This window comes from Acidovorax sp. sif0632 (assembly GCF_019218805.1).
Lineage (GTDB): Bacteria > Pseudomonadota > Gammaproteobacteria > Burkholderiales > Burkholderiaceae_C > Acidovorax > Acidovorax facilis.
The window spans coordinates 41,930-64,882 of the sequence record NZ_JAHUWW010000006.1 but is presented as its reverse complement, the minus strand read 5'-3'; the positions used below and the strand labels follow the sequence as shown (position 1 = coordinate 64,882).

Annotated in this window: 15 protein-coding genes; 11 read left to right on the top strand and 4 right to left on the bottom strand. The window is 65.9% G+C overall.

What is annotated here, in order from left to right; genetic code table 11:
• Positions 1–13: 13 nt before the first annotated feature.
• From smc to KW832_RS18385, 3 genes are all read right to left on the bottom strand, one after another.
• Positions 14–3,538 carry a chromosome segregation protein SMC gene (smc, locus tag KW832_RS18395; RefSeq protein WP_218301149.1) on the bottom strand — a complete coding sequence of 1,175 codons (3,525 nt, stop codon included), beginning with the start codon at positions 3,536–3,538 and terminating at the stop codon, positions 14–16.
• Between the two features lie 289 nt (positions 3,539–3,827).
• On the bottom strand, positions 3,828–7,010 hold the full coding sequence (locus tag KW832_RS18390; RefSeq protein WP_255577831.1) for an EAL domain-containing protein: 3,183 nt from the start codon (positions 7,008–7,010) through the stop codon (positions 3,828–3,830).
• Positions 7,011–7,265: 255 nt separating this feature from the next.
• Complete coding sequence (locus KW832_RS18385; RefSeq protein WP_218301150.1) at positions 7,266–8,723, bottom strand: short-chain fatty acyl-CoA regulator family protein; 1,458 nt, start codon at positions 8,721–8,723, stop codon at positions 7,266–7,268.
• Between the two features lie 134 nt (positions 8,724–8,857).
• Here KW832_RS18385 and KW832_RS18380 point away from each other — a divergent pair, with 134 nt between their 5' ends.
• The 11 genes from KW832_RS18380 (at position 8,858) to KW832_RS18330 (ending at position 20,956) form a co-directional block, all read left to right on the top strand.
• On the top strand, positions 8,858–9,253 hold the full coding sequence (locus tag KW832_RS18380; RefSeq protein WP_218301151.1) for an acyl-CoA thioesterase: 396 nt from the start codon (positions 8,858–8,860) through the stop codon (positions 9,251–9,253).
• Positions 9,250–10,407 (top strand): 2-methylcitrate synthase, encoded by a 1,158-nt coding sequence (gene prpC, locus KW832_RS18375; protein WP_218301152.1) that lies wholly within the window; start codon positions 9,250–9,252, stop codon positions 10,405–10,407. The genes KW832_RS18380 and prpC overlap by 4 nt, the downstream gene beginning before the upstream one ends.
• Before the next feature lie 34 nt (positions 10,408–10,441).
• Complete coding sequence (gene acnD / locus KW832_RS18370) at positions 10,442–13,108, top strand: Fe/S-dependent 2-methylisocitrate dehydratase AcnD (protein WP_255577851.1); 2,667 nt, start codon at positions 10,442–10,444, stop codon at positions 13,106–13,108.
• A gap of 70 nt (positions 13,109–13,178) precedes the next feature.
• Positions 13,179–13,562 carry an endonuclease domain-containing protein gene (locus tag KW832_RS18365; RefSeq protein ID WP_218301153.1) on the top strand — a complete coding sequence of 128 codons (384 nt, stop codon included), beginning with the start codon at positions 13,179–13,181 and terminating at the stop codon, positions 13,560–13,562.
• Positions 13,559–14,749, top strand: coding sequence for a 2-methylaconitate cis-trans isomerase PrpF (gene prpF / locus KW832_RS18360; protein ID WP_218301154.1), 1,191 nt, complete (start codon positions 13,559–13,561; stop codon positions 14,747–14,749). The genes KW832_RS18365 and prpF overlap by 4 nt, the downstream gene beginning before the upstream one ends.
• 76 nt (positions 14,750–14,825) lie before the next feature.
• Entirely contained in the window at positions 14,826–15,686 is an 861-nt protein-coding gene (locus tag KW832_RS18355) for an oxaloacetate decarboxylase (protein WP_218301155.1), read from the top strand.
• 166 nt (positions 15,687–15,852) lie between these two features.
• On the top strand, positions 15,853–17,235 hold the full coding sequence (locus KW832_RS18350) for a diguanylate cyclase domain-containing protein (protein ID WP_121420244.1): 1,383 nt from the start codon (positions 15,853–15,855) through the stop codon (positions 17,233–17,235).
• Between the two features lie 94 nt (positions 17,236–17,329).
• Entirely contained in the window at positions 17,330–17,797 is a 468-nt protein-coding gene (locus tag KW832_RS18345; RefSeq protein ID WP_121420245.1) for a CopD family protein, read from the top strand.
• A 58-nt stretch (positions 17,798–17,855) separates the two neighbouring features.
• Positions 17,856–18,533: a hypothetical protein gene (locus KW832_RS18340; RefSeq protein ID WP_218301156.1), complete on the top strand. Its 678-nt coding sequence runs from the start codon at positions 17,856–17,858 to the stop codon at positions 18,531–18,533.
• A 122-nt stretch (positions 18,534–18,655) separates the two neighbouring features.
• Positions 18,656–20,500: an ABC transporter ATP-binding protein gene (locus KW832_RS18335; protein WP_218301157.1), complete on the top strand. Its 1,845-nt coding sequence runs from the start codon at positions 18,656–18,658 to the stop codon at positions 20,498–20,500.
• A 114-nt stretch (positions 20,501–20,614) separates the two neighbouring features.
• Positions 20,615–20,956 (top strand): EthD family reductase, encoded by a 342-nt coding sequence (locus KW832_RS18330; protein WP_218301158.1) that lies wholly within the window; start codon positions 20,615–20,617, stop codon positions 20,954–20,956.
• Here the strand turns inward: KW832_RS18330 and KW832_RS25945 are convergent.
• Entirely contained in the window at positions 20,953–22,947 is a 1,995-nt protein-coding gene (locus KW832_RS25945; protein WP_218301159.1) for a tetratricopeptide repeat protein, read from the bottom strand. The genes KW832_RS18330 and KW832_RS25945 overlap by 4 nt on opposite strands.
• Positions 22,948–22,953: the final 6 nt, after the last annotated feature.

Here is a 22,953-nt window from a genome sequence, read left to right as displayed (position 1 = left end):
GAATGTGAGTTTTTCAGGCGTCGGCCATCGAAAGCGCGGACTCCATGTCCACCGCCACGATGCGCGACACACCCTGCTCCTGCATGGTCACGCCGATCAGTTGTTCGGCCATTTCCATCGCGATCTTGTTGTGGCTGATGAACAAAAACTGCGTGCCCTTGCTCATGCTGGACACGAGCTTGGCATAACGCTCGGTGTTGGCGTCGTCCAGCGGCGCGTCCACCTCGTCCAGCAGGCAGAACGGCGCGGGGTTGAGCTGGAAGATGGCAAACACCAGCGCGATGGCCGTGAGGGCCTTTTCGCCCCCCGACAGCAGGTGAATGGTCTGGTTCTTCTTGCCGGGCGGCTGCGCCATCACCTGCACGCCGGAGTCGAGGATTTCGTCGCCCGTGATGATGAGCTTGGCCTGGCCACCGCCGAACAGCTCGGGGAACATGCGGCCAAAGTGCGCGTTCACGGTGTCGAACGTGCCAGAGAGCAACTGGCGCGTTTCGCCGTCGATTTTGCGGATCGCGTCTTCCAGCGTGTTCATGGCCTCGGTCAGGTCGGCGGTCTGCGCATCGAGGAAGATCTTGCGTTCGCTGGCCAGCTTCAGTTCATCCAACGCAGCCAAGTTGACCGCGCCCAGGGCCGCGATCTCGCGGTGCAGGCGGTCGATTTCGCCTTGCAGGCCGCCCATGCGCACATTGCCGTCGGTGATCGACTGGGCCACGGCTTCGAGGTCGGCCTGGGCGTCGGCCAGCAGGGTGGTGTACTGCTCCAGGCCCAGGCGCGCGGCCTGTTCCTTGAGCTGGAACTCGGTGATGCGCGCGCGCAGCGGGTCGAGCGCGCGTTCGAGCTGCATGCGGCGCTCGTCGCTGGCGCGCAGCTTGGTGGTCAGGTCGTCGTATTCGCTGCGCTGGGCACCAAGGGCCTTTTCGCGCTCCATCTTCAGCTCCAGCGCGGCCTGCAGGCCGCCTTGCGCGGCGGCGTCGGACAGGCGGGCAAGCTCATCGCGCGCGCGCTGCTCTTCGTCGGCCAGGGCCTTGGCCTGCTGGGTGGCAGTTTCGATGGAGCGGTTGAGTTCGGCGCGGCGCGCCTCCAGGCTGCGTTGCGAGAAGGTGGCCTCTTGCGCCTGGCGCTCCAGCGTGCGCTGCTGTTCACGGCAAGCGGTCAGCTTGCGCTCGGCTTCGATGACCTTGTCGCCCAATTGGGCCTCGCGCTCCTGGCTGTCGGCCAGCTGCATGTCGAGCTCTTCAAAGCGCGCTTCGGCGGCAACGCGGCGCTCCTGCAGGTCGGCCAGCTGGGCTTCCACCTCGGCCAGATCGCCGTCGATTTGCTGGCTGCGCGCACGGGTCTGCTCGGCCAGCTGCGTGAGGCGCAGGGTCTCGACCTGCAGCTCGTGGGCACGGCTTTGTGTTTCGGTGGCTTCGCGGCGTGCGGCCACGAGGCGCTGGGAAGCATCGGCATACGCAGCCTCCGCGCGGACCAGGGCCGTGCGCGATTCTTCGGCGATCAGGGCCTGCGCGCGCAGCTCTTTTTCGAGGTGCTCGATCTCCTGCGCGCGGGCCAACATGCCCGACTGCTCGGAGTCCTGTGCATAAAAGCTCACACTGTGGGCGCTGACGGCATGGCCCGTGGGCACAAACACCACTTCGCCGGGCTGCAGCGTGCTGCGGCGGGCCAAAGCGTCGTCCAGCGTGGGCGCGGTGTAGCAGCCTTGCAGCCAGTCCACTAACACGGCCCGCAGGCCCGCATCGTTCAGGCGCAGCAGGTCTGACAGGCGGGCGTGGGGGGACGATGTTTCGGGGTGGCCCGCAGCGGGGGCACTGTAGAAGGCCAGGCGCGCGGGCGGCGCATCGTTGCCGCCGGAGCCGAGGAAGCCGCGCACCATGTCCAGGCGCCCTACTTCCAAGGCGGCCAGCCGTTCGCGCAAGGCGGCTTCCAGCGCGTTTTCCCAGCCGGGTTCGATGTGGATACGGCTCCACAGGCCTTGCAAGCCATCAAGGCCATGTTTGGCAAGCCAGGGGCGCAGCTTGCCGTCGGTCTTGACCTTTTCCTGCAGCGCCTTGAGCGCCTCCATGCGGGCCGACAGCTCGGCCTGGCGCGCGCTCTCGCTGTTGACGGCCTGCTGGCGCGCGCGGCGGTCGTCGTCGAGCTGGGGCACGGACTCCTGCAGCTCGTGCAGGCGGGCTGCGGTGGTTTCTGCGATCTCTTGCGCTTCTTCGAGCTGTTCGCGCAGGTTGGTCAGACGGGCTTCGTCGGGGGCGGCCAGTGCGTTGCGGTCGGTGCGCAGGCGCTCGAAGCGGGCGTCAAGCTGGCGGCTTTGTTCGTCAAAGCTGCGCTGCTCGGCAGCGAGCACGCCAATCTGCTGTTGGACCTGCACCACGGCAGTCCGTTGCTCGGCCGTGCGGCTTTGCGCCAGGCGCAGGGCCTCTTCCAGGTCGGGCAGCTGCATGGCCTGCTCTTCCACCTGGGCGGCCAGCATCTCGGCGCGTTCTTCGGCGTCCACACCGGCACCGGCCAGGTTTTCGAGCTCCACGTCGGCCTCTTCCTTGCGGGCCTGCCATTGGGCGATCTGCTCTGCCAGCGTGACCAGGCGCTGCTCCACGCGCTGGCGGCCTTCTATCACGTAGCGGATCTCGGCTTCAAGCTTGCCGACTTCGGCCGTGGCTTCATAAAGCTTGCCCTGGGCCTGGTTCACCTGGTCGCCAGCGGCGTAGTGGGCCTGGCGGATGGTTTCGAGGTCAGACTCCACCGCGCGCAGATCGGCCATGCGCGATTCCAGGTCGTTCACGGCTTGCAGGCCGTCCAGGCGCACCTTGTTCTGCTGCTCCTCAGCTTCGGCCCGCTTCAAAAACCACAGCTGGTGCTGCTTGAGCGTAGCGTCGGCCTGCAGGGTGTTGTACTTGGCGGCCACCTCGGCCTGTTTTTCGAGCTTTTCGAGGTTGGCATTCAGCTCGCGCAGGATGTCTTCGACCCGCGTGAGGTTCTCGCGCGTGTCCGACAGGCGGTTTTCGGTCTCGCGGCGGCGCTCCTTGTATTTGGAGACGCCCGCAGCCTCTTCGAGGAACAGGCGCAACTCCTCAGGGCGGCTTTCGATGATGCGGCTGATGGTGCCCTGGCCGATGATGGCGTAGGCGCGGGGCCCGAGGCCGGTGCCCAGGAACACGTCCTGCACGTCGCGGCGGCGCACGGGCTGGTTGTTGAGGTAGTAGCTGCTGGTGCCGTCGCGCGTGAGCACGCGGCGCACGGCCACTTCGCCGTACTGGCCCCACTGGCCGCCTGCACGGTGGTCGGAGTTGTCGAACACCAGCTCCACGCTGGCGCGGCTGGCCTGTTTGCGGGTGGTGGTACCGCTGAAGATCACGTCCTGCATGGACTCGCCACGCAGCTCGCTGGCCTTGCTCTCGCCCAGCACCCAGCGCACCGCATCCATGATGTTGGACTTGCCGCAGCCGTTCGGGCCCACCACGCCGACCAGTTGCCCGGGCAGCATGAAGTTGGTGGGTTCAGCGAACGACTTGAAACCGGAAAGCTTGATCGAGGTGAGACGCACGGGTCAGGGGGCGGGCAAAAAGAGGAAGAAGGCTGGGGTGCAAAAAGTGGCGCCAGACGGACGTTCCGGGCCGGAACACGCAGGCCGCAGCAAGGGCGGAATGATACCGCGCCGCCCGATGACCACGGGCCCTTGGCAGCATGCCCAGACCCCAGAGCCAGGGTGCCACAGAAACATTTGGAAAAAACAGGCCCTACCGCTTATCCAGCAACGATTTCACGCTATGAATATTGATATTCTGCAGCAGTGCCAGCAAGGCCCGGGGCCGGATGGGGGCAGCGTTCCTGGGTTACGCGCCGTGTGCGTCGTGTACGTCCTGCGGGTCCTGCGCATCCACCCCATTGGTTTTGCGCACCAGTGCCTCAAACTCGGCCACGGGTACGGGCGGGCTGAAGAGGTAGCCCTGCCAGGCATGGCAGTTGTGGCGCTCCAGAAACTCGCGCTGGGCCTCGGTTTCCACACCTTCGGCGATCACGCGCAGGCCCAGGCTGGTGCCCAAGGCCACCACGGTGCGGGCGATGGCGGCGTCGTTGGGGTCGGTGAGCACGTCGCGCACAAAACTTTGGTCGATCTTGAGCTGGTCCAGCGGCAGGCGCTTGAGGTAGGCCAGCGACGAGTACCCGGTACCAAAGTCGTCCAGTGAGAAGCCCACACCATAGCCCTTGAGCTGGCCCATTTTCTCGATCGTGTCTTCCACGTCCTGCAGCAGCAGGCCTTCGGTCAGTTCCAGCTTGAGCTGCGGCCCCTGCGCGCCTGAGCTGGCCAGTGCTGCCAGCACCTGGGCCACAAAACCGGCCTGGTGGAACTGGCGCGGGCTCACGTTCACGGCCAGCCCCAAACCCGCCAGGTCGGCGTGCCGCGCCCAGCGGGCCAGTTGCGCGCAGGCCGCCTGGAGCACCCATTCACCCAGCGGAAGGATGAGGCCGGTCTCTTCCGCCAGCGGGATGAAATGCGCAGGCGAGACAAACCCATCGCGGGGATGGCGCCAGCGCAGCAGCGCCTCGGCCCCCGTGATGCGGCCCCGGTCGATCTGCGGCTGGTAGTACAGCTCGAACTGGCCCTGCGCCAGGCCGATGCGCATGTCCAGCTCCAGCGCGGCGCGCGCGCTGACAGCAGCTTGCATCTGGGGGTCGTAAAAGCGCAGGGTGTCGCGGCCCGCATTTTTGGCCTGGTAGAGCGCCAGGTCGGCCCGCTTGAGCAGCTCGTCCACCGTCTCGCGCATGCCGCTGAAAATGGTGACCCCCATGCTCAGCGAGCTGTGGTGCGCCGCGCCGTTGAGCACGTAAGGCTCGCGCAGGGCGGTCAGGATGCGCTGACCCACCTCTTCGCTGCGGGCCGCAGCCTCCTCAGGGTTGTCGCCCAGGTCTTCCAGCACCACCACAAACTCGTCGCCGCCCTGGCGGGCCACGGTGTCGTCCTCGTGCACGCAATTGCGCAGCCGGTGGGCCACCTGCAGCAGCAGGTTGTCGCCGCTGTCGTGGCCCCGGGTTTCGTTCAGTGTCTTGAAATTGTCCAGATCCAGCAGCAGCAAGGCGCCGCTGCGCTGGTGGCGGGCACTGGTGGCCAACGCCTGCTGCAACCGGTCCATGAGCAGGCGGCGGTTGGGCAAGCGGGTGAGTGGGTCGTAGTAGGCCAGGTTGTTGATCTCTTCCTCGGCCGCCTTGCGCTGACTCAGGTCCTGCATGGTGACAAGGTGCCCGCCCTCCACCACAACTCCCGACACCTCGACGGGCCGCCGTGTGCCGTCGGCACAGCGAATGGTGTATTCGCGGGCGGGTATCACCCCGTCGCCCGCCACGGCCTGCTTTGCGGCCTGGCGCCAGGCATCGTGGACAGCGGTGCGTTCAGATTCGTCGGGGTAAGCGCGCTGCCACCAGGTTTCCACGTCCGGTACGTCTTGCGACGTGTAGCCGCAGATCTGCACGTAGCGGTCGTTGCGAAAACTGATGCGGCCGTCGGTCTGAACCAGGCACAGGCCCATGGGCAGGCGTTCCAGGATGCCGCGCAGCCGGTGCTCGTTGCTGCGCAGGGTGTCTTCCATGCGCTTGCGCGCGGTGATGTCCTGCACCACCGCGATGTGGTGGTCAGGCCGGGCCCCGGGTACCCACATGGGCGACACCGTGAGGTCCACCCACACGATGTGCCCGCTCTTGTGGAGGTAGCGCTTTTCGAGCCGGTACTCGGGCACTTCGCCTTTCTTGAGGCGTTCCAGGTGCTGTGTGTCGGCCTCCAGGTCGTCAGGATGGATGAGGGCCTGGACATGGAGCGCAGCCATCTCCTCAGGGCTGTAGCCCACAATGTCGCAATAGCGCTGGTTGGCGCGCAGAAATCGGCCGGTGGTGGTGTCCAGCAGCGCCACGCCCACGCTGGCCTGGTTGAACAGGGCATGAAACCGTTCTTCGCTTTCGCGCCGGGCATCTTCGGACACCTGGGCCCGTGCGAGAGCCAGCGTGCGCTGGCGCACCAGCAGGCCCACGGTAGACGCCAGCAGCAAGGAGACCAGCGCACCGCCCAGCCCCACCAGCACAGGCAGCCGCGCCTCGGAGGGCGACAGGAACGAGCGCGCCGGGTAGAAGGTCAGTCGCCAGCGCCGGTCATGCACCTGCAGGTCGCGCACAAACGGCTGCGCGCCCGGCAATGCCGCCGATGACTGTGCCAGCAAGGGCCGCACCGTGGAGTCGGCAGAGCCTGCCCGCACCGAACCATGGTCGGCCATGGACACAACGATCCCGTTGAGCAGGCCCTGGCTGCCCAGCGCCTGCACCAGGTCATACACCCGGATGGTGGATGCCACGGCCCCCAGAAAACGAGGCTCCGGCGTGCCCGCCGTGTAGTCAAAAACCGGCACGCGGATCACGAATCCCTGGCGGTGTGTTTCTTCCTGCAGCAAATCAAACGGGGCAGAGACCACGGTGTGGCCGCTGTCCCGGCTGTACTGCATGGCGGCCAGGTTGGTGGGCTGGCTGCTGATGTCAAAGCCCAGCACACCTTCGTTGCCTGCCATGGGCCACAGGTATTCGGCCACAAAGTATTCCGCCCGTTCGCCCGGCGGCCGGATGGTGAAGTTGGGGTAGCCCTGGGAGGTCAGCGAAGTGTCGGCACGCACGCGGGCTTCGTAGGCGGCCCGCTCGGCGCCAGGCACCCAGCGGGTGAACGACAGGTTGCGCACACCGGGGTAGCGCTGGCCCACCTCCAGGTCGCTGGCCGCGCGCTCAAACTCCAGGCGCGTGAGGTGGGGATTCGCCGTGAACAGGCCGCGCAGGCCGTTGACGACTTCGGTATGCCCTTCGATGCGCTGGCTCAGCGCATCGGCAAACCCGCGCGCCTCCTGCATGAATCGCGCGCGCCCGACCTGGGCCACAGAGTCGGCCTGCTGCCAGGCCAGCCAAAGGCTTACCGTCACGCCGAGCACAGCCACGCCCAACCCGGCCATCCAGTGCCGGTATCGACCGTTTTGCGTCAGTGGGGCCATGGCGTGGGGCGGGTGGGCGTTGGCATTCGGTATCAAAGCAGAGCCTGGACAAAGGTACCTGCGTTATGGGTATGTGCCATGGCAGCCGCACCAAGGATTCGGGCAAAGCGCAGGATAGCGGCAATCTGCCATCCGTTGGAGCAAGCGGCGGCACAACAACTGGTTACCAATCAGTTATTTGGTAGAAAGTGCCGTCAGCGCAACACCCTCATGCGTCGACAGCTATGAATTGATGAGCGTTTTTCATAACCCAGGTCAAGAGAGTGTCTGCCCCGGGCGGCCCGCCACCGGGTACGGTGCAAAGCGGCTTCGATTCTCGTTCACATCCAGCGCACGTCCTATGGGGGGAAACGCCCGCTGCGGGCAGGCGTCCCGCTCGCACACCTTGCAACCCATGCCGATCGGCACGGCCGCATCGGGGTTGGCCAGGTCCAGACCGCGTGCGTACACCAGTTGCGGCGCATGCCGGATGTCGCAGCCCAGCGCCACCGAGAACTCCTTGCCCGGCACACCCCACCCGCCCCCGCCCCGCGCCACGGTGCGCGCCACCCACAGGTAGGCGCGGCCGTCGGGCATGCGCGCAACCTGCGGCACGGTGCGGCCGGGCTGGGCAAAGGCTTCGTACACATTCCACAGCGGGCAGGTGCCGCCGATCTTGCTGAAGTGAAAGTGCGTGGCCGACTGCCGCTTGCTGATGTTGCCCGCGCGGTCCACCCGGATGAAGAAGAACGGTACGCCCCGCGCGCTGGGCCGCTGCAAGGTGGACAGGCGGTGGCACACCGTCTCGAAACCCACGCCAAACTGGTGGCCCAGCCGGTCGATATCGTAGTGCGCCGCTTCGGCCGCCCGCAGAAAGGCCGTGTAGGGCAGCACCAGCGCCCCCGCAAAGTAGTTGGCCAGACCGATGCGCGCCAGCGCCCGGGCCTGGTCGCTGGACAGCCCGGCGCTGTCGGCCAAGCGCTGCAGCTCGGCGCCCTGCTCCAGAAACGCCAGCTGTGTCGCCATCTGAAACGCGCGCTGCCCGCGCTCCAGCCCTGCCGCCAGTTGCAGCAGCCCGGCCTCTGCCTGGAACACGCGCTGCGCTTGGCCGGGCAGGTCGGCCACATCCAGCACGCGCACCCCGTGGGCCACGAGCAGGCGTTGGGCCAGCGCCTCATCGGCCCGGCCGGGCAGCAGGCCCCAGTCGGCTGCACATCGCTCGGCCGCGTCGTCCAGCTCGGCAATGTGGTTCTGGCGCGCAAAGAAGAAGTCGCGTACTTCTTCATAGGCCATGGGTGGGTGCGGGGCCAACACGCCCTCACCGCTGCGGTCGTTGCCCAGGGCCGCCAGCCGCTCCAGCGCCTGGCGGTGCCGCTGGTGCAGCGCCAGCAGTGTGCGCGCCACCGCAGGCATGCCTGCGGCCAGCTCGCGGATCTCGGCCAGCGAGACGGCATCGCCCGCGCCCTCCCCGCCCACACCCGCAGGCAGGTCAGCCAGCACCTCTCGAAGGCCGGTAATCAGACGCGCCTCGTCGTCGTCAGAAAACCGCTGCACATCCACACCGAACACGGCGTTGATCTTGAGCAGAACGGGCACCGTGAGCGGGCGCTGGTTCTGCTCCAGCTGGTTGAGGTAGCTGGCTGACAGGTCCAGCGCCCGGGCCAGCGCCACCTGGGTCATGCCGCGCTCTTCGCGCAGGCGGCGCAAGCGCACACCCATGAAGGTTTTTTTCATTCCATCTTTCTCAGTGGTGCTTGGCAGCACCTTCACCATCATTCGCAATATTTGCAAATTGACGTTTTTTTATTCGCAATCATTCGCTAATTCAGGACTTACAGAGAGATGTCATTGTGCGTAAATTGCGAATCATGACAACCCCTCAAGGCACCGTCGAGCTGACGGAAATCGTCTTCCCCGCCGAAGCCAACCACTACGGCACGCTGTTTGGCGGCAACGCCCTGCAGCTCATGGCCAAGGCGGCATTTTTGGCAGCGCGCGGCGCCGCACAGCGCGATGTGGTGATGGCGGGCGTGACTGACGTGCGTTTTCTGGCCCCGGTGCCCGTGGGCCACGTGCTCACGCTGCGCGCCTGGGTCACCCGCGTCGGCCGCAGCTCGCTCACCGTGTGCGTGACCGGTCTGGCCGCCACGCTGGGCTCGCCCCAGGACGAAGTGCTGAAGGGAATTTTTGAAATGGTGGCGGTGGATGGCAAAGGCCGCCCCGCTGCCATCACCAACACATATGTAAACCAGGAGACCGCATGACTACCACCGTTGAAACCCCGGGCTTCAAGCCCAAGAAGTCCGTCGCGCTCTCGGGCGTGACGGCGGGCAACACCGCCCTGTGCACCGTAGGCCGCACGGGCAACGACCTGCACTACCGGGGCTACGACATCCTCGACATTGCCGAGGTCTGCGAGTTCGAAGAGATCGCCCACCTGCTGGTGCACGGCAAGCTGCCCACACGCGCCGAGCTCCGGGCCTACAAGTCCAAGCTCAAGGCCCTGCGTGGCCTGCCGATGAGTGTGAAGCAGGCGCTGGAGCAACTGCCCGCCGCCAGCCACCCCATGGACGTGATGCGCACGGGCGTCTCGGCCCTGGGCTGTGCGCTGCCCGAAAAGGATGACCACAACCTGCCGGGTGCGCGCGACATTGCCGACCGGCTCATGGCATCACTGGGCTCCATGCTGCTCTATTGGCACCACTGGGCCAGTTCGGGCCGTCGCATCGAGGTGGAGACCGATGACGACTCCATCGGTGCGCACTTCTTGCACCTGCTGCATGGCACCAAACCCAGCGCTGCCTGGGAGCGTGCCATGCACACCTCGCTCAACCTGTATGCCGAGCACGAATTCAATGCATCCACCTTCACCGCCCGCGTGGTGGCCGGCACGGGCAGCGACATGTATTCAGCCATCACCGGCGCCATCGGCGCGCTGCGCGGACCCAAGCATGGTGGTGCCAACGAGGTGGCTTTCGAGATTCAGAAGCGCTACGACAGCCCGGACGAAGCCGAGGCCGACATCCGCCGCCGCGTGGAGGCGAAGGAGGTGGTCATTGGCTTCGGCCACCCGGTCTACACCGTGAGCGACCCACGCAATGTCGTCATCAAGGGCGTTGCGCACAACTTGTCGCAAGAGGCTGGCAGCACCAAGATGTATGACATTGCCGAGCGGCTGGAGACCGTGATGTGGGAGGTCAAAAAAATGTTCCCCAACCTCGACTGGTTCAGCGCCGTGAGCTACCACATGATGGGTGTGCCTACCGCCATGTTCACTCCGCTGTTCGTCATCGCACGCACCAGCGGCTGGGCGGCGCACATCATCGAGCAGCGGCAGGACAACAAAATCATCCGGCCGAGTGCGAACTACACCGGGCCGGAAGACCTGGCGTTCGTACCAATCCAGGACCGCAAATAAAAACCAAGACGACCCAGTACCCAGCCCCATGGCCATGAACACCCTGTACCGCAAGCAACTGCCCGGCACGCAGCTGGACTACTTCGACGCCAGCGAGGCCGTCAACGCCCTGCAACCCGGCGCCTGGGCCACCTTGCCCTATACCGCCCGCGTGTTTGCCGAGAACATCGTGCGCCGCGCCGACCCGGCCACCATTGATGACTGCCTGCGCCAGCTTGTCGAGCGCCGCAGCGACCGTGATTTTCCCTGGTACCCCGCACGTGTGGTGTGCCACGACATCCTGGGCCAGACCGCCCTGGTAGACCTGGCGGGCCTGCGCGATGCGATTGCCAACGAGGGTGGCGACCCGGCCCAGGTGAACCCCGTGGTGCCAGTGCAGCTCATCGTGGACCATTCCCTGGCCGTGGAGTGTGGCGGGTTCGACCCCGATGCCTTCGCCAAGAACCGCGCCATCGAAGACCGCCGCAACGAAGACCGCTTTCACTTCATCGAGTGGACGAAAAAAGCCTTCGCCAACGTGGATGTGATCCCGGCGGGGAACGGGATCATGCACCAGATCAATCTGGAAAAAATGTCGCCCGTGGTCCACGCCGACCAGGGCGTGGCCTACCCCGACACCTGCGTGGGCACCGACAGCCACACACCGCATGTGGATGCGCTGGGTGTGATCGCCATCGGCGTGGGCGGCCTGGAGGCCGAGAACGTGATGCTGGGGCGTGCATCGATGATGCGGCTGCCCGAGATTGTGGGCGTGGAGCTGACCGGCCAGCGCCAGGACGGCATCACCGCCACCGATGTGGTGCTGGCGCTCACCGAGTTTTTGCGCAAGGCCAAGGTGGTGGGCGCCTACCTGGAGTTTTTTGGCGAAGGCGCGCCCAGGCTTACGATTGGTGACCGCGCCACCATCTCGAACATGGCTCCCGAATACGGCGCCACGGCGGCCTTGTTCAGCATCGACGAACAGACGCTGGAGTATCTGACGCTGACGGGCCGCGAGGCGGAACAAGTGAAGCTGGTCGCGACCTATGCCAAGGCAGCGGGATTGTGGTCAGACACCCTCAAAGATGCGGTCTACGCGCGCAACCTGGTGTTCGACCTGTCGAGCGTAGTGCGCAACCTGGCCGGCCCTTCCAACCCGCATGCGCGCGTTGCCACGTCCGACCTGGCCGCCCAAGGCATCGCGGGCCCCTGGGCCATGCCCGCACCGCAGGACGGCACGATGCCCGATGGCGCCGTGGTCATTGCCGCCATCACCAGCTGCACCAACACCAGCAACCCGCGCAACGTGATCGCCGCAGCGCTGCTGGCGCGCAACGCCAACCGGCTGGGCCTCACGCGCAAGCCCTGGGTCAAGACCTCGCTGGCGCCCGGCTCCAAGGCGGTGGAGCTGTATTTGAAGGAAGCGGGCTTGCTGGCCGACCTGGAAAAGCTCGGCTTTGGCATCGTGGCCTTTGCCTGCACCACCTGCAACGGCATGTCGGGTGCGCTCGACCCTGCCATCCAGCAGGAGATCATTGACCGCGACCTGTACGCCACCGCCGTGCTCTCGGGCAACCGCAATTTCGACGGACGCATCCACCCCTATGCCAAGCAGGCCTTCTTGGCCTCGCCCCCGCTGGTCGTGGCCTATGCGATTGCGGGCACGGTACGGTTTGACATCGAAAAAGACGTGCTGGCGGTGGTGGACGGCCAGGCGATTCGCCTCAAAGACCTGTGGCCCAGCGACGCAGAAATCGACGCCGTGGTGAAGACTGCCGTGAAGCCTGCGCAGTACCGCGCCGTGTACGAACCCATGTTCGCCCTGCGGCATGACAAAGGCCCCCGCGTGTCGCCCCAGTACGACTGGCGCCCACAGTCCACCTACATCCGCCGCCCGCCCTACTGGGACACCGAGGGCATCGGCGCACTGGCCGCCCACCCGCGCACCCTGCGGGGCATGCGCCCGCTGGCCATCCTGCCCGACAACATCACCACCGACCACCTGTCGCCATCCAACGCCATCTTGCCGGACAGTGCAGCGGGCGAGTACCTGGCGCGCATGGGCGTGCCCGAGGAGGACTTCAACTCCTACGCCACGCACCGGGGCGACCACCTCACGGCCATGCGCGCCACGTTTGCCAACCCGCAGCTCGTCAACGAGATGGCCGTGGTGGATGGCAAAGTGAAAAAGGGATCGCTCGCCCGCGTGGAGCCCGAAGGCCAGGTCATGCGCATGTGGGAGGCCATGGAAACCTATCTGAACCGCCGCCAGCCGCTCATCATCATTGCCGGTGCCGACTACGGCCAGGGGTCGAGCCGCGACTGGGCCGCCAAGGGTGTGCGGCTGGCGGGGGTGGAGGTGGTGGTTGCCGAGGGCTTTGAGCGTATTCACCGCACCAATCTGATCGGGATGGGTGTGTTGCCGTTGGAGTTTGAGGTGGGGGTCAATCGCATCACGCTGGGGCTGGATGGGAGGGAGGTGTATGACGTGGAGGGTGATCTGATGCCCGGTGCGACGGTGATGCTTGTTGTTCAACACAAGCTGGGTGAGGTGGTGAAAGTGCCCATGCGCTGTCGGCTAGACACTGCAGAGGAGGTTTCGGTGTACGCGGCGGGTGGTGTGCTGCAGCGTTTTGCGCAGGATTTTTTGGCGGCGCGGGCTGGGGTCGCCCCCTCTCCCCAACCCCTCTCCCGCGAGGGGAGAGGGGCTCGCGCACGATGACAATCGCTGCTATTTATCTTGCTCCCCTCGCCCCTTGTGGGAGAGGGGCCGGGGGAGAGGGGGCCTACCCATGGACCAACGCCAATTCACCAAAACCCTGCGCCAGAACATGACCGACGCCGAACAGCTGCTCTGGAGGCACCTGCGTGCCCACCGCATGGACGGCCAGAAGTTCCGCCGCCAACAACCCATCGGCCCCTATATCGTGGACTTTGTGCATTTCGGTCTGCGGCTGATCGTGGAAGCCGATGGCGGGCAGCATGTGGATTCGGAGCACGACGCTGCCCGCGACGCCTGGCTGCACAGCCAGGGCTTCACCCTGCTGCGGTTTTGGAACAACGACATCCTGCACAACACGGATGCGGTGCTGGAAAGCATCTGGAATGCTGTGCGTGCGGGCACCCCCTCTCCCCCGGCCCCTCTCCCACAAGGGGCGAGGGGAGGAACACCATGAACAACCATCCTTCTCAAATCAAAATCCCCGCCACTTACATGCGTGGCGGCACTAGCAAAGGTGTCTTCTTCAAGTTAGAAGACCTGCCCGCCCCCGCCCAAAAACCCGGCCCCGCCCGCGACGCCCTACTGCTGCGCGTGCTGGGCAGCCCTGATCCGTACGGCAAGCAGATCGACGGCATGGGCAATGCGTCATCGAGCACCAGCAAGGCGGTGATTCTGTCGCGCAGTACGCGGCCAGGACACGATGTGGACTACCTGTTTGGCCAGGTATCCATCGACCAGCCCTTCGTGGACTGGAGCGGCAACTGCGGCAACCTCTCGGCCGCGGTGGGGCCTTGCGCCATCCACATGGGGCTGATCGATGCGGCGCGGATTCCGCAGGACGGCACCATCCCCATCCGCATCTGGCAGGCCAACATCGGCAAGACCATCGTGGCGCATGTGCCCATTGCCCATGGGGAGGTGCAGGAGACGGGCGACTTTGAGCTGGATGGCGTGACCTTTGCGGCGGCCGAGGTGGCGCTGGAGTTCATCGACCCCGCCGACGATGGGGATGAAGGCGGCGCCATGTTCCCGACTGGCAATGTCGTTGACACCTTGGAAGTCCCGGGCGTCGGCAGCTTTGCCGCCACGCTGATCAACGCGGGCATTCCCACCCTCTTTCTCAATGCACAAGAGCTGGGCTACGCCGGCACCGAGCTACAAGGTGCCATCAATGGCGATGCGGCGGCGCTGGCACGCTTCGAGGCCATCCGCGCCCACGGCGCCTTGCGCATGGGGCTGATCCGTGACCTGGGCGAGGCCGCCATGCGCCAGCACACCCCCAAGATCGCCTTCGTCGCGCCGCCTGCCAGCTACACGGCCTCCAGCGGAAAAGCCATTGACGCCAAGGACATCGCCCTGCTGGTGCGCGCTCTCTCCATGGGCCAGCTGCACCACGCCATGATGGGCACGGCGGCGGTGGCCATTGGCACGGCGGCAGCCATCCCAGGCACGCTGGTCAACCTGGCAGCGGGCGGGGGCGTGCGCAGCAGCGTGCGGTTTGGCCACCCTTCGGGCACCTCGCGTGTGGGGGCCGAGGCAGTTCAGACCGACGGCCAGTGGACAGTGACCAAGGCCCTCATGAGCCGCAGCGCCCGCATCCTGATGGAAGGCTGGGTGCGTGTGCCCGGCGGTATTTTTTGATTTTTTGGCCCTTTCCGCCCGTCCATAAAGCCTTAACAGCTACAAAAACAGTAGCAAATCAAGTCCCTTGCAATTCATGAACACCAAACAACAACTCAAGGCCCTGGCCCACGCCCGCCGGGGTGTCATCGTGCCCGGCGCGTTCAACGCGCTTTCCGCCCGCGTGGTGGCCGACCTGGGCTTTGAAGCCATTTACGTGACCGGCGCGGGCGTCACCAACATGTGGTTCGGCCTGCCCGACCAGGCCTTCATGGGCCTCACCGACATTGCAGACCACACGGCCCGCATCCGCGACGCGGTGGAGCTGCCGCTCATCGTCGATGCCGACACCGGTTTTGGCAACGCTCTCAACACCTACCATGCGGTGCGAACACTGGAGCGCGCTGGTGCCGACTGCATCCAGCTCGAAGACCAGGTCAGCCCCAAGCGCTGCGGGCACTTCAGCGGCAAGGAGGTGATCAGCACCGACGAGATGCTGGGCAAGATCAAGGCCGCCGTGGACGCGCGCCGCGACGCAGGCACCCTCATCCTGGCACGCACGGATGCCTGCGCCACCCAGGGCTTTGAAGCGGCAGTGGAGCGCGCCCAGCGTTTTCAGGAGGCGGGCGCGGACATCCTGTTTGTGGAGGCCGTCACCACGCTGGACGAGATCCGCGCCCTGCCCCAGCGGCTGGCCGCGCCCCAACTGATGAACATGGTGATCGGCGGCAAGACGCCCATCACCAACGCTGAAGAACTGGCCGCCCTGGGCTACGGCCTGGTGCTGTACGCCAACGCCGCGCTGCAGGGCGCGGTGGCGGGCATGCAGAAGGCGCTGACCGTGCTGCGCGACACCCAACGCATTGATGAAGACCCCGCTCTGGTGGCGCCGTTTGCCGAGCGCCAGCGGCTGGTGCAAAAAATGGCCTGGGATGCGCTGGAAGAAAAGTACACATAAAAAGTGCATCCAGCGCTTTAACCACAAGCGCTAACAGCTATTAATTGGATAGCATTCAGCAACCGCCTAATGGATATCCCTTGGGTTGCGGGCTGCATCCATGCCGCACAACAAGGGGGCGCACGGCACAATGGGTCTTCTTGGCACCTTGTGCGCGCTTCCCTTCATGCAAAGCATCCCTTCTGAGAACGTGGTGGACCTGCTGCTCGACGCGGTCTGCGTCGTCCATGTGGACAGCACCATTGAGTTTGTAAGCCCGGCGTTCGAGCGCATCTTTGGCTACGCCCCCGAGGAAGTCATTGGCAAGCGCATGTTCGACCTGGTGCACCCCGAAGACCTGGCCGTCACCCAAAGCCAGGCGCAGCGTGTGATGGATGGCCATCTGCAGTTGCAGTTTGAAAACCGCTATGTGCGCAAGGATGGCTCCATCGCGCACGTCCGCTGGACTGCGCGCTGGTTGCCTGACAAGCAGCGGCGGCTGGCGGTGGCGCACGACATCACCGAGCGCAAGTTCACCGAGTCCATGCAGGCGGTGATCTATGCCATCTCCGAAGCCGCTCACACCACACACAACCTGCAGGCGCTGTTCCAGCACATCCACCAGATCATCGGGCGCCTGCTGCCTGCCACCAATTTCGCGGTCGCGCTCTACGACGCCTGCAGTGATTCATTGAGTTTTCCGTACCACGTCAACGAACCGGGCGCCGCCCCCACGCCCCCGGCGCCAGTGCAGGATGCGCTGTGTGCCGAGGTGATCCACAGCGGCAGCACCCTTCTGTTGACGCCCGATACCCCCGACAACGCCGACCCCCGCGCCGCGCAACTGCGTCGGCAGCTACCCCAGGAACACGCACCGCTCTACTGGCTGGGCGTGCCGCTGCAAACCCAGAAAGGCGCCATCGGTGCGCTGGTACTGCAAAGCTACACCGAGCAGGCCCGCTACACCGAAAAAGACAAGGAGCTGCTGCAGTTTGTCTCCACCCAGGTCGCAGCCGCCATCGAGCGCAAGCAGATGCATGAGCGCCTGGAGCACATGGCGCAGTACGACCAGCTCACGCACCTGCCCAACCGCCAGCTGTTTCTGGACCGACTCAAGACCGCACTGGCCCGCGCGCGGCGCGACCAAAGCCTGCTGTCGCTGCTGTTCCTCGATCTGGACGACTTCAAGCAGGTCAACGACACCCTGGGCCATGCCATGGGCGACCTGCTGCTGCAGCGGGTGGCCCAGCGGCTGCTGGAGTGCGTGCGCGGCTCGGACACCGTCGCGCGCCTGGGCGGCGACGAATTTGTGGTGCTGCTCGAAGGCGGCCATGCCCGCGAACACGCCGCCGCAGCGGCCGACAAGATCCTGGCAGCCTTCGGCCAGCCATTTGACCTGGAAGGTATCCGCCTGAGCATCCAGCCGAGCATCGGCGTGGCCATCTACCCCGAGCATGGGGGCGAAGAACACCGGTTGCTGGGCCATGCCGACGAGGCGATGTACCTGTCCAAGAAAAGCGGCGGCAACCAGGTGCGGGTGGCTTCACCCCGGGATGGGCTGGTGCCTTGACGCTGGTTGCCGCACCGCCAGCCTGCTAAGCAGACCCGCCGCGCCCTCTCTCTTTTACTTCCACCCAAACCCTTTATTCCAAACGTTCCACGCCATGCTCTACAACGCGCTCCAGCTCGCCCATGTCCTGTCCATCATCGTGTGGATCGGTGGCATGGTGTTTGCCCATTTCTTTTTGCGCCCCGCAGCGCAGTCGCTGGAGCCCCCGCAGCGCGTGCGGCTCATGCACGATGTGCTGCAGCGCTTTTTCGCCGCCGTGGGGGTGTCCGTGCTGGTGGTGCTGGGCAGCGGGCTGTGGATGATCGGCCGCGTGGCCAAACAAACGGTGCAGGCCGGGGGCAGCTTTGCCATGCCACTGGACTGGACCATCATGGCCACGCTGGGCCTGGCGATGATGGTCATCTTCGGGCACATCCGGTTTGCGCTGTTCCGACGCCTGCAGCGGGCGGTGGCTGCATCGGATTGGCCCGCCGGCGGCAAGGCCCTGGGCAGCATCCGCAGCTGGGTGGGCGTGAATCTGGCCCTGGGCGTGGTGATCGTGGTGGTCACGCTGCTCGTCTAACGGTGGGCGCCCGCAAGCGACCTGTTGGCCACCACACGCCCTGCGCTGTACCCCATTGATGAAACGCATTGCCTGGATCTCTTGTGCGGCCCTGGCCGTGTGCCTGCTCACCGCAGGCGCGGCCAGCTGGTGGGCGCAGCACCGCGTTGACAGTGCCCTGGCACAAACGGCACAACTGCAGCGCCAAGTGTCCGAACTCAACAATGCGCTGCTGGGCTATACCCGCTACACCAGCTACCTCACCGCAGGCAAACAGACGCTGGCCGAGCAGATGAAGCTGCTCGCCGCCACCGTGGTCCGCGAAGAAGGCGCCACGCAGATCATCGAAAAATCGGTGCTGGGCATCGCATCCACCGGGGTAGTGGCCATCACCTACACCGCCGAATACGCCTTCGGCTTTGACCTGCGCCCCGAAAGCTACGAGCTGCACGCCACCAACGGCGGCATCGAGGTGCACATCCACCGCCCCGCGCTGGTGGCCGCACCAGCCGTTACCAACCTGAAGCACCGCATCCTCTCGGGCGGGCTGCTGACCGACAACAAGGGCGCTGTCATCAAGCTGAGCCAGGAGGCCGCCAAACGCGCTCGCCAGCAGGGCGAGGCCATGGCGTCCGATCCGGCCGTGCTGGCGCTGTGCGAAAAAAGCCTGACCGAGTTTCTGTACGGCTTTCTGACCAAACAGCCCGGCGTGAAGCAAGTGCCGCGCATCCGCGTGGTCTACAAACCGTCGGCGTAGGGGCCTGCTCCTACCCCAATTCCCCACCCATGGGGCTGACCCTCATGGTCCTGAGTGCATTGCGGCCGGGCGCCACAGAGCGGTACCACCGCACGTACCATGGTGGACAAGGAGTTCTGACTTTGTTCCGTTTTTTCGAAAGCCGCCTTCCCCCCTATCCCCCCGCCGAACCTCACCTGCCCCCCAAAGACTTCATGGCCTTTGTGTGGGATGGCACCCGTGGCCTGCGTGGCTATGTAGCAGCCATGGCAGGCCTGTCTGCGGCCATTGCCATCTATGAAGCGCTGCTGTTTGCGGTGCTCGGCCATGTGGTGGACTGGATCTCCAGCACGGCCCCGGGTGCGCTGTGGGCCGAGCGCAAAGGAGAGTTGATGGGCATCACCGCCCTGCTCCTGGCCTCGGTGCTGCTGGTGGCCGTGCAGACCAGCATCAAGCACCAGGTGCTGGCCATCAACTTCCCACTGCGCTTGCGCTGGAACTTTCACCGGCTGATGCTGGGCCAGAGCATGGCGTTCTACGCGGACGAGTTTGCGGGCCGCATCACCACCAAGATCATGCAGACGGCCCTTGCCGTGCGCGACATGATCTTCACGACCACCGACGTGGTGATCGGCATGGGCATCTACCTTGTCACCATCCTCGTGTTGCTGGCCGGGTTCGACGCGCGGCTGCTGGCGCCTTTTGCCGCGTGGATGGTGGCCTATGGCCTGGCCTGCTGGTACTTTGTGCCGCGCCTGGGCAAGGTGGGCAAGGCGCAGGCCGATGCGCGCTCGGTAATGACCGGGCGCATTACCGACGCGTACACCAACATCGCCACCGTCAAGCTGTTCTCGCACACGCGGCGCGAGTCTGAATTTGCGCGTGCCGCCATGGACGCGTTCAAGCTCACGGGCTATGCCCAGATGCGCCTGGTGAGCCGGTTCGAGATCGTGAACCACATCCTGGTGGTCGCCATGATCCTCAGCGCCTGCGGCACCGCGCTGTGGCTGTGGTCGGCGGGCGAAGTCGGTGCCGGTGCCGTGGCCGCCGTCACCGCCATGACCCTGCGCGTGTCCGGCCACGCCCACTGGGTGATGTGGGAGATGACCACCCTGTTCGAGAGCGTGGGCACCATCCAGGACGGCATCAATACGCTGACCAAGCCGCGCACCGTGGTGGACGCGCCCGACGCTAAACCACTCGTTGTGACGCAGGGCGAAGTGCATTTTGAGGACATGACCTTTGCCTACGGCAGCGGCCCCGGGGCCCGCCCGGTCATCGACCGGCTCAACCTGACCATCCGCCCCGGCGAGAAAATCGGCCTGATTGGCCGCTCGGGCGCGGGCAAGTCCACGCTGGTCAACCTGCTGCTGCGCTTTCATGACGTGCAGTCGGGCCGCATCCTGATCGACGGGCAGGACATCGCCCATGTCACGCAGGACAGCCTGCGCCGCAACATCGGCATGGTCACGCAAGACACCTCGCTGCTGCACCGCTCCATGCGCGACAACATCCTGTACGGCCGCCCCGACGCCAGCGAGGCCGACCTGCACCAGGCGGCCGAGCGCGCCGAGGCGGCGGATTTCATCGCCACGCTCACCGACCTGCAGGGCCGCACCGGCTACGAGGCACATGTGGGCGAGCGCGGCGTCAAGCTCTCGGGCGGCCAGCGCCAGCGCGTGGCCATTGCACGCGTGATGCTCAAGGACGCGCCCATCCTGCTGCTGGACGAAGCCACCAGCGCGCTCGACTCCGAGGTCGAAGCCGCCATTCAGCAAAGCCTGGACGGGCTGATGCAAGGCAAGACTGTGATCGCCATTGCCCACCGCCTGTCCACCATTGCCGCCATGGACCGCCTCATCGTGATGGACGCAGGCCGCATCGTCGAAGAAGGCACCCACGCCCAGCTGCTGGGCCAGGGCGGCGTGTACGCCCGGCTGTGGGGGCACCAGAGCGGCGGGTTCCTGGGCGAATCGGAAGAAGACTGAGTCGGCGAGGACGGATGCGAGCCACATGGGCGACACGCTGTCGCGCACGCGGCTGTGCGGCGGGTGTGTTGTCCCTACGGTGGCGGGTTTCAACCACCGGATGGAATCGCACCAATGATCAAAGTCACCGCCGTTTACCGCTGGCGTGAAGGCGCCACCTTCAACCACGACTACTACCACTCCGAGCACATGCGCATCGCCCGCGCCGCATTGCAGCCGCTGGGCCTGGTGCGGCTGGAGAGCGACCGTGTTCTCTACCCTGGCGAGCCGCCCCCGGGCCAGGTGGTGGCGCTCACCAACGCATTCTTCAGCGACCTGAAGCAGGCCCAAACGGCAGCCAAGGCGACGATGGCCGAGCTGTCGGCAGACATTCCTAACTACACCAACATCCAGCCCGAGTCGTACTTTGCGCAGATGCTGGCGCACGAGGTAACGACCGGTCAAGAACGCGCTTAGCCGCGCTCGCGCACCGCCTTGAACAGCAGGCCCAGGCATACGGCCATGCCCACCATCGGCACTGCGGCCAATACGGCCACCACAGCGCGCGCCAGGGGCGACCAGTCAAAGTCGCGCGCTGTGCGCCAGGCACCAAAGGCTGCGACCAGTCCCAGGCCAAACATGCCCATGCGGAAGCTCGCACCGGGCTTGAAGAAGGCGATGAGCAGCACGGCATTGGCGACGCCGATGGCCAGCGCAACATGGCCCAGGTGGAGGGAAAACGAGGACTGTGCGCCGTGCCTGTGCCCGTCGTCTTCCTCCTCCTCATCGTCCACCCGGCTGCGCGAGCGGCTGGGCGACGGCGGCTGGGAAGGCTGGGCACGCGCAGGCGCTACGGGGGCTGCAGGGGCACCATCGGCCCGCCCCCACTCCGTGGCGGACAGTCCTGCAGCAACTGCACCAGCCACTGCGGCAGATGACGAGGCGCCAGGCGCTGCGATGCTGGGCGACAGCCCACGCTCCTGCAGCACGGCGCGCAGCCGCCCCGGCTCGCGCAAGGCCGTCACCACCGCCCGCACAGGCCCCTGGTCCTGTGGCTTGATGCGCAGGTCGGCAATCTGCATGGTGGTGCCACGCGTATTGGCCAGCATGAACAACGCCTTGGCCACCATTGCGTCTTTGGGGCCGCCCTTGCCGCTTTCGACGAAGGTGCCCAGGTTGTACGTGGCGTCGGCGTGGCCTGCCTCGGCCGCCTGGGCATACCAGGCGCGGGCCTGGGCCAGGTTCACGGGGCCGCCATAGCGGCCATGTTCGTCGCTGGTGCCCAGGTGAAACGCGGCGTGCGGATCGCCCTCGCGGGCGTACCAGCCCGGCAGGTCGCGCAGGAGGTTGCCGGTCCACACCACCGGCGCCGGCGCAGGCGCGGCCGGGGTCATGGGCGCAAGGCTCAGGCCACCCGGCGATTCTGACGCTTCCTGGGCCTGCTTCTTTTTCAGCGCCTGCTGCCGCTGCTCTTGCGCGGCGGTGTTCCACTTCGCGGCCTGCTGCGTGTCCACTGGCCCACCCCAGCCGCGCTCGTGCATCACGGCCAAAAGGCGCTTGGCGGGCTCGTAATCCCATTCGGCCGCACGCTGGCACCAGGTGCGGGCGTTTTCGTAGTTGGGCTGCTCCCAGCCGATCACGACATCCAGCGCGTGCAGGAAAGCCGCGACCTCATGCCCCTGTGCTGCGGCGGGCTCCAGGGCGTCGGTGGCTTCAATGCGCCTGCGCGAGTACAGCGCCAACTGTTCGCAGCGGGCCACAGCGTCGTCCACCGCCTTGCGCTCTTCGTTTACGATGCGCAGCAATTGCTCCCCAGGGGCAGCCTTCAGTCGCACCATCAGTGCCTGTACACGCTCCTTGGCTTGTTCCGGAAAGCGCCCATAGAAGGCCTGGGCATCCTTGCGGGTCTCTGCGTCGTGGGCACCCATCAACTGCAGCGCGGCCGCCAGGTCGAAGTGCCTGCGCTGGCCCATGGTGCCAAAGCGCAGCGCACGGCCCAGGGCGTAGAGGGCGTGGGGGTTGCCGCGCGCAGCCCAGTGGCGGTATTCGGCCCAGGCGGTGGCGTCGTCGCCCGCCTGGCGGGCTCGCGTCGCATGGCGCACTTGCAGGTCGGGCTCTTCCGGGGCATCGCCATTGGCCAGATAGTGCACGCCACTTTGCGGGTCGTACAGGTTCAGGCCCAGGCGCACTGCCTGCTCCCAGCCATCGTCAAACGGAGCGCCCCAATCCGAAGCGCGGGTGTTGATGCCCACGCCCCAGGTGGGGTCGGTCATTTCAGGGCCACCAAGGTAGATGTCCCAGAACCCGGGAGAGCGCTGCTCGACGGCCTGGGCCCAGGCCGCGAACTTGGGGTTCATCGGCACCTGGGGGCCCGCCTCCGCACGCTCGTACTGTGCGTCCGCCTCGGCCTTGGTGGTGGGCCAGGGCCAATCGACGGGCTTTTCCCAGATCTGGATGGTGTAGCTCACAGGTCC

What these genes read in the sequence shown, in the direction of transcription:
- KW832_RS18390 (WP_255577831.1), bottom strand. Translation starts at nt 7,010, where the DNA reads ATGGCCCCACTGACGCAAAACGGTCGATACCGGCACTGGATGGCCGGG.
- KW832_RS18385 (WP_218301150.1), bottom strand. Translation starts at nt 8,723, where the DNA reads ATGAAAAAAACCTTCATGGGTGTGCGCTTGCGCCGCCTGCGCGAAGAG.
- KW832_RS18380 (WP_218301151.1), top strand. Translation starts at nt 8,858, where the DNA reads ATGACAACCCCTCAAGGCACCGTCGAGCTGACGGAAATCGTCTTCCCC.
- prpC (WP_218301152.1), top strand. Translation starts at nt 9,250, where the DNA reads ATGACTACCACCGTTGAAACCCCGGGCTTCAAGCCCAAGAAGTCCGTC.
- acnD (WP_255577851.1), top strand. Translation starts at nt 10,442, where the DNA reads ATGAACACCCTGTACCGCAAGCAACTGCCCGGCACGCAGCTGGACTAC.
- KW832_RS18365 (WP_218301153.1), top strand. Translation starts at nt 13,179, where the DNA reads ATGGACCAACGCCAATTCACCAAAACCCTGCGCCAGAACATGACCGAC.
- prpF (WP_218301154.1), top strand. Translation starts at nt 13,559, where the DNA reads ATGAACAACCATCCTTCTCAAATCAAAATCCCCGCCACTTACATGCGT.
- KW832_RS18355 (WP_218301155.1), top strand. Translation starts at nt 14,826, where the DNA reads ATGAACACCAAACAACAACTCAAGGCCCTGGCCCACGCCCGCCGGGGT.
- KW832_RS18350 (WP_121420244.1), top strand. Translation starts at nt 15,853, where the DNA reads ATGCAAAGCATCCCTTCTGAGAACGTGGTGGACCTGCTGCTCGACGCG.
- KW832_RS18345 (WP_121420245.1), top strand. Translation starts at nt 17,330, where the DNA reads ATGCTCTACAACGCGCTCCAGCTCGCCCATGTCCTGTCCATCATCGTG.
- KW832_RS18340 (WP_218301156.1), top strand. Translation starts at nt 17,856, where the DNA reads ATGAAACGCATTGCCTGGATCTCTTGTGCGGCCCTGGCCGTGTGCCTG.
- KW832_RS18330 (WP_218301158.1), top strand. Translation starts at nt 20,615, where the DNA reads ATGATCAAAGTCACCGCCGTTTACCGCTGGCGTGAAGGCGCCACCTTC.